This window comes from Streptomyces sp. NPDC001492 (assembly GCF_053597275.1).
Genome location: NZ_JBSFHW010000032.1, coordinates 1 through 11732, shown reverse-complemented (window position 1 = coordinate 11732; position 11732 = coordinate 1). Strand labels below are relative to the sequence as shown.

The following is an 11732-nucleotide window of genomic DNA, read 5'->3' as shown; positions in this document are numbered from 1 at the left end:
GGACCGTAAAAATCAACACGTTGCTTGACTTCCTCGACAGCTCGCTGAGCAAGGGCCTGCCCTCAGGCGGCCTCGCGGGGGCCGGGCTTCTCCTGCTGCTCGCCGGAGCTGTGGTCGTGCACCTGCGCAACGGCGACATTGCACCACTGGACCAGAACCAGCGAAACGGCTACGTTGTAGCCAATATTAGAGGCGGCCGGAAACGCAGCCACCTGGGCTCGAGGGCGCCCAAGCCGTGACCGCACGGTCCGCCCGCCTTCACCAGCGCCCCTTCGTCCACAGTGCCCGCACCCGAGGGGTAGACGATGCCCGTCCTGATCGTGATAGCGATCTACGCCATCCGGATCGCGCGCGCCCCCTTGGACACGCGCCTGAAGAAGCGTCACGTCGGACCCCTGTCGGTCACGACCGGAGCGGTCATGCTCTATCTGGCCTGGGACCGGCTCAGGCCCGAGGGCCTCAGCGCCGTCTATTTCGTCGGCGAGTTCGCCGGCGTCCTGTCCGTCTACCTGATGTCCTGCACCCTGGTGCTGGCCACCCGCCTGATGTGGTTGGAGCAGTGGTTCGGCGGCCTGGACCGCATGTACCGCCAGCACAAGCTGTACGCCGCATGGTCCATACTCCTGCTCACCCCCCACCTGCTCCTCCACTTCTTCTCCGGTTTCGACGGGAGCCCGTACGGCTACGCCCACCGGACCGCATCGGCAGGGATGGGCCATCTCCTCGGCGCCGTCTCCGCCATCGGCCTGCTACTGCTCGTCCTCATCTCACTCGGCCAGGTCGGCCGCATCCTCCGACTGCCCTACGAGCGCTGGCTGTTCCTGCATCGCCTCACCGGCCTGCTGCTCCTGTCGGCACTGTTGCACGGCTGGTTCCTCGATCTCATCATCAACGGATCCACGCCCCTCCTGGCGATCTACGTCACCATGGCCACCACCGGCATGAGCGCCTACACCTACGACGAACTGGTGCTACGACACAGGGAACCCCGGGCGGACTACACCATCCACCGTGTCGAGCGGCCGACACCCGACATCCTCGACCTCACCCTCACGCCCACCGGCGAGACGACGCTTCCCGTGACAGGAGGTCAGTTCGTCTACCTGCGGGTCGGCGGCCGGCACGAACACCCCTTCAGCGTCGCAGGAACGCAGGCCGACGGCTCGGTACGCCTCACCATCCGTGCCCTGGGCCGCGGCACACGCGGCCTCTACACGGACATAAGTGAAGGACATCCCGCAACCCTCAAGGGTCCTTACGGCATGTTCGACCACACCCTCGGCGGACCCCGGCAGATATGGATCGCGGGGGGCATCGGTATCGCGCCCTTCCTCGGCTGGCTCACCCACCCCGGTGCAGCGCCGCCCCGCACCGACCTCTTCTACTGCGCCCCCACCGCCGAAGACGCACCGTTCCTCCCGGAACTCACCGCGGCGGCAGCACACCGCCCCGGGTTCCGGCTCCACCCGACGTTCAGCCGCAGCCACGGCCGTCTGACCGCCGAAAGAATCCAGGCCGAGGCCGGACCGATCACCCCCGACACGCACGTCTTCCTCTGCGGCCCCGCCCCTATGATCGACAACCTCACTCGCGCCCTCCGTCGCCAGGGCGTCCCCCGCCGGCATCTCCACGCCGAGCACTTCGCCTTCCGCTGACGAGCCGCCGACCACACGGGTCACCGCAGCTGTAGGCCTGACTGCCCGGCGACCGGTCGCCCCCGCCCGGACGCTCGTGCGTCGGTGTTGCCTACGGCGGCGCCCGGCGTCCGCACTTCGATGGCCGTCGTGCCGACGGCGCTCCTTCTCCTCGCCACTCGGCCCCGTATTTGACTTCACAGATCCAGGTGACCATTCTGGTCACCTGGAAACCGAAATGGTCACCCCGAAGGGAACGTGTGCACCATGGCAAACGGCAAGGGCGCGGCAGGGAGCAGGCTGGGGCCGCGGTTGTGGCTGGCCCCGGCCGTCATCGTCACCGTGGTCATGGCCGCGCTGGCGGCGCTGTACCTGGGAGGGACGGTCAACGCCTCCAAAGACCTCAACGACTTTCCCGTAGCGGTCATCAACGCCGACACCGGCGCCACCAGCGCCTCGGGAGAGCGCATCGACGTCGGCAAGGAGATCGCCGACAGCCTGCGCAAAGGCGTCGACGACGACAAGTTCGATCTGAGTTTCGTCAGCCTCGCCGCGGCGAAGAAGGACATGGGCAAAGGGAAGCTCTACGGTGCGATCGTCCTGCCCTCGGGCCTGAGCAAGAAGCTGATGACGCTCACGGCGAGCGCGGCAACCGGCGGGGCCGCCGAGCAGCCTGTGGTCACCGTGTACACCAATCCCCTCGCGAACACGTCCAGCGCATCCATCGTCAATTCCTTCGCCTCTCAGGCGCTGGCCGAGGCGAACCGGACGGTGGGCACACAGCTCCTCACCAGCGCTGCGCAGGCCACGGAAAAGGCCGGGTCAGGCAGTCAATCCGTCTCAGGGACCGCTCGCATCGTCCTGTCCGAGCCGATGCAGGTGCATGTCACACCCTTCAACAAAGTGCCGGACGGCACCGGCGGCGGCCTGTCGGCCTTCTACTACGCCCTCCTGCTGGCGCTGGCCGGCTTCACCGGCTCCCTGATCGCCGCCAGTCTCGTCGACTCCCAGCTCGGTTTCACTCCGTCGGAGATCGGTCCGCTCTACCGCATGGAGAGCCACTCGGGTCGCAGCCGCATGGCCACCCTTGTTCTGAAGTGGGGAATCATGACGGGTATCGCGGTGCTCGTCAGCACTGTCTATCTGGGGATCGCGGACTGGATCGGCATGCCGCTGGACCATCCAGGGGAGCTGTGGCTGTTCAGCGTGCTGAGCATCGCGGCCGTCGCCGTGGTTGCCCAGGCGATTCTCGCCCTGCTGGGCAGTCTGGGCATGGTGGTCAACCTCTTCCTCTTCATCGTGCTGTCGATCCCCAGCTCCGGGGGTACGACACCGCTGGAAGCCATGCCCCCCTTCGTCCGCTTCCTCAGCTCGTTCGAACCCATGCACCAGATCTATCTGGGTACGCGCTCGATCATGTACTTCGGAGCCACCTGGGATTCGGGGCTGGCACGTGCCGTGTCGGCCTCCGTGATCGCGCTTGTCCTCGGCCTCCTCGTCGGGGCCCTGGGTACTCGCGCCTACGACCTCAAGGGGCTGACCAGGAAGTAGAGCGCCCCTGCCGCCGCCGCGCAGTGACGGACAGACGCCTATGGGGATGTTCCACAGCATCCCCATAGGCGCACCACGAGCGGCTGTCTCACGGCTACCGCCATTCCGTTGCCTCAGGTTCGCATCGTCCTGGCTGGTCAGGCGTCGTCGCGCAGGTGGGCAAGCCCACTGAGAAGGAGTTCGAGTCCGAAGGAGAACTCGTCCTCGATCGGAACGGGCAGCGACCCGGCGACGGTGGCTGTAGCCGGGAACAAGGCCGGATCGACGCTCTGAAAGACGGCGGACAGTTGCGCGTCGCCGAGTTGCCCGCCGCCGCCATGACCGTTGACCTGTATGGCGAATCCGAGGACGTAGCGGGCGAGGGTGGCAAAGGCGTGCGCGGCCATGCGCGGCGGGAAGCCGCTGTCGAGCAGCGCCGCGACACAGTGCTCCCGCAGCGCCATGGCGTTCGGCCCCAGGGGAATCTCTTCGACCATCAGGCGCGCCGCGTTCCGGTGCCGGGCCAGGGCCTCGAACATGGTGTACGCGACCGTCCGCAGCGCTTGCTGCCAGCCCATCGCGAGGAGTTCGTCGCCCTTCAGTTCCACGGCGCCGAACATGCGGTCCACGACATGGGCGACCAGCGCTGCCCGGTTGTCGAAATGCCGGTACAGCGTCGCCGTGCCCGAGCCCAGGCGCTGGGCCAGCGTCCTCATCGAGAGAGCGTCGGCCCCTTCATCGTCCACGATCTGCAGTGCGGTAGAGACAATGCGCTCCAGCGGCACGGGCGGACGCCCCGGGCGCCGAGCCGATGCCGTGGTCGCTCGCACAGGACCCGCTGCTGCCACTGAACGTCCACCTCCTCGGCCAGCACCATAACAGCAACACCGTATCCAGTATGGGGATCGCCGGTTGGGCATGGAGCGGCGGCGCCCCTGCGAGCATTGCTGGCCAGCAAGGGCGTGCCGCCCTCCGACCGCACGCATCTGGCTCCGGTCTGGTCCGAGGTCAGCGACCGCTCCCATACCGTCCTGGACGTCGTCCGGATTGCCCGCTGGTCGGGTTGCCCCGGCACGAAGCCACCGTCGCCCCCGTCCGGGCGCCCTCCACGGCGTCCTGCTCTCCCGCCGCAAGCCACGCGAGCACGCCTACACGTGATCGGCGACTGGCTGCACCGGCAGGAGCTGTCTGCCGCCGTGCCGCCTGCACAGGGAGGCGCCGCCGCCTGATGCGTCGGAGCCGACACTGCGCACTGATCGCCGGCCCGTTGTTCCGTGCAGCAGCGCCGGCTACCCCGTCGCAGTGCCTCAATCACCCGTGCCGGCGTCGCCGTTGCCCCTGTGGCCCAGTGCGCCAAGGCCCGCGGCAATCACCACATCGGTGCGCTCGGTCCACCTGGCCTCACGGTTCGCCATCATCGTGACGGTCACAGCCCCGATCGCGGACACCACCCGCACATGCCGTTCCTCATCAGTCCAGACATCGGGATCGAAGGCTTCCATCAACATGCGCTGCGCCCCGGAGAGGCGCTGCATGATCTCGGGCTCTCGCGTCAGCCAGAAGGCGCCGGCCATGAGCGCACCAGTCCCCGGCCACTCCTCGATCAGCTCGACCAGCGCACCGAGCAGGGCGGCGTCCCGCTCGAACCCGACCGGGAGGCTCTCACCCGCAGCCGCCACCCGTGCGGCATGTTCCTCCGCGCGAGCCACCACGGCGTCCTGGATCCGCTCCTTCGAGCCAAAGCGCTTCAGCACAGCCGCCTTGGAGTAGCCGGCACCGTCAGCGATCGCCTGCACGGGGCCCTGAGCGAACCCGTGCCGCGCAAAGACGAAGGCAGCCACGTCGATCAGGGCACGATCGATCTCCTCGCTGGTCGGCCTCACGGTTGACTTCATGACCGAAGGTTACCGTTTCAGTCAGCAAGTGACCGAAACGGTAACGCCGCCCTTTCGCCCACATCACGGTCCCCATCGGGGATGTACGGACCAGGACTTCGAGAACCTACAAGCGCCGCGAAGTCAGCCGGTCCTGCGGATGAGCGCCAGATACATGGCGTCGGTCCCGTGCAGATGCGGCCACAGCTGTACGTCGGGGCCCTCGCCGAGGTCGGGGACGCCCGGCAGCAGGGGGCGCGCGTCGATCAGTTCGGCCTCGGGGTGCTGCTTGAGCAGGTCGTCGACGACGGCCCTGGTCTCGGCGAGGTGCGGCGAGCAGGTGGCGTAGCCGACGACGCCGCCGACCCGTACCGCGTCCAGCGCGGTGCGCAGCAGGGCACGCTGGAGCGGCCCGAACGCGTCCAGGTCCTCGGGACGGCGCCGCCACCGCGCCTCGGGCCGCCTGCGCAGCGCTCCGAGCCCGGTGCAGGGCACGTCCATCAGGACACGGTCGAAGGAGCCGGGCCGCCACGGCGGGCGGGTGCCGTCCGCGGCGATGACCTGGTACGGCCCGGGGTTGCCGCGCAGGGCCTTCGCCACCAGACCGGCCCGGTGCGGCTGCTTCTCGGAGGCGAGCAGCGTCGCCCCCCGCTCGGCGGCCAGCGCACCGAGCAGCGCCGCCTTGCCGCCGGGTCCGGCACATCCGTCGAGCCACTTCTCGTCCGGTCCGTCCAGCGGAGCGTTGGCCAGCGCCAGGGCCACGAGCTGACTTCCCTCGTCCTGCACGCCCGCGCGGCCCTCCCGTACGGCCTCGATCGCGCCGGGCTCACCGCCTTCGGTGAGCCGCACGGCATACGGCGACCAGCGCCCCGCGACGGCGGCCTCCTCCCGGAGCAGCTCCTCGGTCGTGGCCCGCCCCGGGCGCGCGACCAGGGTCACCTCGGGCCGCTCGTTGTCCGCCTCCAGCAGCCGCTCGATGCCGGCCCGGCCGCCGCCGAGCGAGTCCCACAGCGCGGAGACGACCCAGCGCGGATGGGAGTGGACGACGGCCAGGTGATCCTCGGGGTCCTCGTCATAGGGGGGCGCGACGCGCTCGATCCAGGTGTCCAGATCGTCCTGCGCGACCTTCCGCAGCACGGCGTTGACGAACTTGGCCCGCCCGTCACCGAGCACGACCCGGGCCAGCTCGACGGAGGCGGAGACGGCGGCATGGGTCGGGATCCGCGTCCCGAGCAGCTGGTGCACACCGAGACTCAGCACGTCCAGCACCGGCGGGTCCACCTCGCGCAACGGCCGGTCCACACAGGCCGAGATGACGGCGTCGTACGTGCCCTGCCGGCGCAGCGTCCCGTACACCAGCTCGGTCGCGAGCGCCGCGTCCCGCCCGTCGAACTTGTCGGGTCCCTCCTTCTCCCGCGCCTTGCGCAGCAGCGGCGGCAGCACGAGGTTGGCGTACGCGTCCCGCTCGTCCACGGCCCTCAGCGCCTCGAAGGCGAGGATGCGGACGGGGTCCTTCTTGGGCCGACGGTGGGGCTTGCCGGGCTTGCGGGGCCCACGGGAGGTGTCGCTCACGAAAAAGGTGCTCCGGATGTCTGATGTGGATACGCACCAAGGGTACGTCCCGCTCACCGGCCCGCTACCCGCCGAGCATCTCCCCGTCCGCGATCCGCACCCCGCGCGCCCAGTCCGCCGCCCGCATCGGCTTCTTGCCCTGGGGCTGCACCCACAGCAGCTCGACGGCGTACGAACCGGTGCCGACGTGGACGCTGTTCTTCCCGACGGCCGGCTGCGCCGGTGCGAGGTCGGTCCGTTCCGGCACGGGCGTCACCTGGATGAGCTTGAGTCGCTCGCCGCGGAAGGTGGTCCAGGCGCCGGGTGCAGGCGTACAGCCGCGCACCACCCGGTCGACGCGCAGCGCCGGGGCGGCCCAGTCGACCCGGGCGTCCTCGACGGTGATCTTCGGGGCGAGGGTGATGCCCTCGTTCGGCTGCGGTACGGCCTTCAGTGTGCCGTCCTCGATGCCGTCCATGGTCGCGGCGAGCAGTCCCGCGCCGGCGAAGGCGAGCCGGGTCAGCAGGTCGCCGCTGGTGTCGGTGGGCCGGATCTCCTCGGTGACGGTGCCATAGACGGGCCCGGAGTCGAGTCCTTCCTCGATGAGGAAGGTGGACGCGCCCGTGATCTCGTCGCCCGCCATGATGGAGTGCTGCACCGGCGCCGCCCCCCGCCATGCGGGCAGCAGCGAGAAGTGCAGGTTGACCCAGCCGTGCGCGGGGACGTCGAGCGCGACGCGCGGCAGCAGCGCCCCGTAGGCGACGACGGGACAGCAGTCGGGCCCGATCTCCCGCAGCCGCTCGAGGAACTCCGGGTCCCGCGGCTTGAGCGGCCTCAGCACCTCGATCCCGGCCTCCTGCGCCCGTTGCGCCACGGGCGAGGCGACCAGCCTGCGCCCACGCCCGGCCGGCGCGTCGGGCCGCGTGACGACAGCGGCCACCTCGTGCCGCCCGGAGGCGATGAGAGCGTCCAGAGCGGGAACGGCGACCTCGGGGGTACCGGCGAAGACGAGCTTCATGGGTGGGCGGGGCCTCTCGGACGGGGGCTGTTGTGGCAACGCACAAGTCTATGACCACGCACGAAAAGCTCTACGCCTGCGCCCGCAACGCTCTGCCACCGCACCCACGGTGCGGCCGCCGGACGGACCCCGAGGCGCAAACCGACTCCACGGGGGGCGTACGCATATGCCCCTACGCCCCCAGACCGTGACCCCCGGAGCAAAAACACGTTGGTCAAGAAAGAGTTGACCACAACGGGCCGCAATCGCGCGGCCCGGATCCTTTTCAACGCCGGTTCGAGAGGCTTGTTCATGGCCGACCACGCAACCCACGACGCCCAGGCTCGGGCCAGCCTGCACTTGCTGGTGCGGGACATCGAGCGGGTCCGCCGGCAGGTGGACGCACTGCGCACGCTCACCGCGCAATTGGGCAACGTCTACCGCCCGCGCCGCTCCGGCCCCTCCACGGGCTTCGTCGTGTACGGACGCGCTCCCGCCCCGACGGTCCGTCTCGCACAGGAGCTGCGGGACAGTGTCGAGACCCTGGTCACGGCGGCGGTCGACTTCGACCGCTCCCTCGGCTTCTCTTGGGACGCGGTGGGTTCCGCACTCGGAGTCACCAAGCAGGCGGTGCACCGCCGTTACGGCGCCCGTCGCGCCGCGGCCCAGGCGGCTGCCGAGACCGATCGGGCCACCGAGCCGGCAGGCTCCCGGACGGTCAGTGTGAACACCGGCATCCCTACGGTGCCGACCGTCCCCGCCGCGCGCTCCATGCCGACCCAGCCGACCGCCGGCAGCCCGTCCCTCCGCGAGGAGGCCAGGCCCACAGCCTTCCCCGGCCCCCGCAACGGCTGAACCATCCCGTTTCCCCCTGCCCTCCCGGACGGACCCGGGAGGGCAGACGCACGTCGGGGCACGGAGATGGCGTGCGCCTCGGGGAACGGGGCGGGGCACGCCTCAGGAAACGAGGCGGGGCACACCTCAGGGGCAGGGCGCACCCCCACCCACGAAGCGGGCGGGCTGCGCCTCCGGGAACAGGGCCTACGCCTGGCCTAAGCCACCAAAACGCCACCCGGCGCCTTCGGAAACACGACGGGCCGCTCCCTCGGGGACACCCCCGGAATGCGTCTTCGGAAACCTCCCGCGCCGCGCATGCCAACGGAAAGCGGCCCCACCTCAGCCCGAGGCGGGCAGCCTCACCTGCAGCCGGGAGCTCTCAGGCGGTTCCCCCGCTGCCGTCCGGTCCCATCCGCCTCCCACAGCCTCGCCCCATGTCCGACAGCCTCATCCGACCCGAGCCACGCAGCCGGTGTCGCTGCCCGGCAACCTCACCGAAGTCACACGGTTTCACCCGCGCACAACAGCCGGCCGCCTCACTCGATGTCACCGGTCCAGCGGCCCAGGCCCCACCCGCCTCACCCGATGTCAGGCGGATCGATCCGCACCCGGACCAATGCCTCTCCCGCCCCCCGTGCCATCCGCGCGGCCTGTGCGGACTTCAGTGCCGAGGCCAGTGCGGCTCCGCGCCCCGGTGGAACGCGAACGAGTGCCCTCTCCCAGTGCTCCCCGGGCGGAGGCGCTCCCACCCGCCGCGGCCGTCCGGCCGCCGTGACCGGCAGCGGCACGGGCCCCAGCACCTCGGCCTCCCGGGGCAGTTCGGCCGTGCGCAGGAATTCGGCGACCGCCTCGCCGTCCCCGGACACCGCCGCCATCCGCGACACCGGCGGAAAGCCCAGCTCGGCCCGCTCGGCGAGCTCCCGCACGGCATGCCCGACGGGATCCCACCGCACCAGCGCCTGTACGGGCCGCAGCGTCGGCTCGGCGACGACCACCACGGTGCCGCCGGCCCCCTGCGGCCGGACGAGGGCGGCGGCCGCGAGCCAGCGCCGTAGCGCGTCCTCGCCGGCGCGCAGGTCGGGCCGGCCCAGCATCGCCCAGCCGTCCAGCAGCAGGGCCGCCGCGTAGCCGCCCTCGGCAACGGGCTCCGCCCCCGGTGTGCTCACGACCAGCGCGGGCGCGCCCGGCACGGTGTCCAGCACATGCTCACGCCCGGACGTCCGCACCGGAACGGCGGGAAACGCCCGCCCCAACTCCTCGGCGGTCCGCCGCGCCCCCACGATCTGCGCCCGCAGCCGGAATCCGCCGCACTCCGGACAGTGCCAGCCACTCTCGTCCCGCCCGCACCATCCGCAGCGCAGCGCGGCCCCTGCCTCCTGTCCCTCCAGGGGGCCCGAGCAGTGCCGACACCGCGCGGGCGCACGGCAGTTGGCGCAGGCCATCCGAGGGACGTAACCCCGCCGGGGCACCTGCACCAGCACCGGCCCCTGCCGCAGCCCGTCCCGCACGGCCTGCCAGGCGAGGGTCGGCAACCGGGCGGCCCGCGCCGCCTCGTCCCGCGCGAGGTCTCCGTCCCCCACGGTCCGCACCAGCGGTGCAGCCCCCCGCACCTGCTCCCGCCCGGCGACGAGCGGCCGGGCCCAGCCGGTCTCGACCAGCTGCGCCGCCTCCACGGTGCAGCTCCAACTGCCCAGCAGAAATGCGCACTTGTCCAGGGCGGCCCGCAGCAGCAGCACTTCCCTCGCATGCGGCTGCGGCGCGTGCAGCTCGCTGTGGCTGTCGTCCCCGTCGTCCCAGATGGCGACGAGGCCGAGCTCCTGGACCGGGGCAAACATGGCGGCCCGGGTCCCGATGACGGCCCGGACGGCTCCCCGCCGCACCGCGAGCCACTCCCGGTACCGCTTCTCGGGACCGGCGTCGGCGGTGAGCACCGCATGCCGCCCCTCCCCCAGCAGCGCGGTCAGCGCGGCATCGACCCGGGCGACCGCCCGCCCGTCGGGCAGCACCACGAGCGCACCGCGCCCGGAGACCAGGGTCGCCGCCACGGCCCGCGCCAGCTCGTCGCTCCACTCGGGCCCCGGCAGCGCATTCCACACCGCACGGGGCGCACCCCCCGACGCGAGCGACTCCAGAAAGGCAGCCCCCCGCTCATACCGCACCCAGGACCCCGCCTCCGGCATCGCCGGCGGCGGCAACGGCTCGGGGGAGGGCCGCTGCTCCGCCCGCGCGCTGCGCGGCGGCACGGCGAGCTGGAGCACATCGGCCAGGCTCCCCGCATACCGGTCGGCGACGGCCCGGGCCAGCCCCAGCAACTCCTCGCTCAACACCCGCTCAGGAGACACGACCTGGGCCAGCGCGGCAAGCGGCCCGGAGTAGTCCGACTCGGCGAGCCTCTCGACGAGGAACCCGTCGATCAGCCCGCCGCCCTCGCGCCGCCCTTCCCGCACCCGATGCCGCCCGGCCCCGAACCGCACCCGCACCCGCACCCCGGGCTGGGCATCCGCATCGAGCTCCTCCGGCACCGCATAGTCGAAGTACCGGTCGAGGTGCAGCACCCCCTTGTCGACCAGCACCCGGGCGACAGGCAGCTCCTTGGCCAGCGCGGCCCCGCGCCAGGTCCGCGGCTTGGCCCTGGGCACCTCGGCCTTGCGCACGCTCTCCCTGATGAGCGCAAGCTGCTCGGGCGGCGCACCCTCCGCCCCGCCGTCCGTCGGCCCGTTCTCGCTGCTCACGCTTGCATTCTTACCAAACGCCACTGACAACCGACGTCGCCCGAGATCAGTCCGGCCGCGGATCACGAACGCCGTCAGGCGCCTCCGCCTTGGGCCACTCGGCCATACCGGTCCAGGACCGGCAGCAGGATTCGAACCTGCGAGGGGTCAACCCAGAAGTATCCGCAACCATCGCACCGGACCACGTCGGCTCTCCCGAGATCGGCACGGCAGCGGCATACCGTTTCCAGAATCACCGCGCGCTCGGAGCGCACTCCACCGAAGGAACCGCGGCCATCGCACCGGGAGACGATCAGCGTAGGGAGCAACCGGCACGGCGGGCGAACCATTTACGACCGGAACACGCCGAGGCCCGGCTCCCCGAGGGAACCGGGCCGGCGGAGAACCGCGGAGCCTACAGCCCCGCCGCCTTCCGCAGCGCGTCCACGCGGTCCGTGCGCTCCCAGGTGAAGTCGGGCAGCTCGCGGCCGAAGTGGCCGTACGCCGCCGTCTGGGCGTAGATCGGGCGGAGCAGGTCGAGGTCGCGGATGATCGCGGCCGGGCGGAGGTCGAAGACCTCGTCGATCGCCTTCTCGAT

At 71.1% G+C, this 11732-nt stretch carries 10 protein-coding genes; 3 read left to right on the top strand and 7 right to left on the bottom strand.

From position 1 onward, the window contains the following. Positions 1 to 62: 62 nt before the first annotated feature. A complete protein-coding gene (locus ACWC1K_RS33265) occupies positions 63 to 212 on the bottom strand; it encodes a hypothetical protein (protein ID WP_450836650.1) in 150 nt (49 codons plus the stop codon). Between the two features lie 93 nt (positions 213 to 305). Between ACWC1K_RS33265 and ACWC1K_RS33260 the strand changes: the two genes are divergently transcribed. Next, a complete protein-coding gene (locus ACWC1K_RS33260) occupies positions 306 to 1655 on the top strand; it encodes a ferredoxin reductase family protein (RefSeq protein ID WP_450836649.1) in 1350 nt (449 codons plus the stop codon). 246 nt (positions 1656 to 1901) lie between these two features. Then, a complete protein-coding gene (locus ACWC1K_RS33255; RefSeq protein WP_450836648.1) occupies positions 1902 to 3185 on the top strand; it encodes a YhgE/Pip domain-containing protein in 1284 nt (427 codons plus the stop codon). Between the two features lie 137 nt (positions 3186 to 3322). Here ACWC1K_RS33255 and ACWC1K_RS33250 read toward each other — a convergent pair whose 3' ends face one another. The 4 genes from ACWC1K_RS33250 to fmt all read right to left on the bottom strand — a co-directional run bounded on the left by ACWC1K_RS33250 (position 3323) and on the right by fmt (position 7607). Continuing rightward, positions 3323 to 3949, bottom strand: coding sequence for a TetR/AcrR family transcriptional regulator (locus tag ACWC1K_RS33250; RefSeq protein ID WP_450836647.1), 627 nt, complete (start codon positions 3947 to 3949; stop codon positions 3323 to 3325). 522 nt (positions 3950 to 4471) lie between these two features. Then, positions 4472 to 5059, bottom strand: a complete 588-nt coding sequence (locus ACWC1K_RS33245; protein ID WP_450836646.1) for a TetR/AcrR family transcriptional regulator — start codon at positions 5057 to 5059, stop codon at positions 4472 to 4474. A gap of 123 nt (positions 5060 to 5182) precedes the next feature. After that, positions 5183 to 6610: an RsmB/NOP family class I SAM-dependent RNA methyltransferase gene (locus tag ACWC1K_RS33240; RefSeq protein WP_450836645.1), complete on the bottom strand. Its 1428-nt coding sequence runs from the start codon at positions 6608 to 6610 to the stop codon at positions 5183 to 5185. A gap of 64 nt (positions 6611 to 6674) precedes the next feature. Next, a complete protein-coding gene (gene fmt / locus ACWC1K_RS33235) occupies positions 6675 to 7607 on the bottom strand; it encodes a methionyl-tRNA formyltransferase (protein WP_450836644.1) in 933 nt (310 codons plus the stop codon). 291 nt (positions 7608 to 7898) lie between these two features. Between fmt and ACWC1K_RS33230 the strand changes: the two genes are divergently transcribed. Beyond that, positions 7899 to 8441: a hypothetical protein gene (locus ACWC1K_RS33230; RefSeq protein WP_450836643.1), complete on the top strand. Its 543-nt coding sequence runs from the start codon at positions 7899 to 7901 to the stop codon at positions 8439 to 8441. A 560-nt stretch (positions 8442 to 9001) separates the two neighbouring features. Here the strand turns inward: ACWC1K_RS33230 and ACWC1K_RS33225 are convergent. After that, entirely contained in the window at positions 9002 to 11155 is a 2154-nt protein-coding gene (locus tag ACWC1K_RS33225; protein WP_450836642.1) for a primosomal protein N', read from the bottom strand. A gap of 394 nt (positions 11156 to 11549) precedes the next feature. Continuing rightward, positions 11550 to 11732 (bottom strand): methionine adenosyltransferase domain-containing protein (locus ACWC1K_RS33220; RefSeq protein WP_450836641.1); only part of this gene is annotated, 183 nt, incomplete at its 5' end.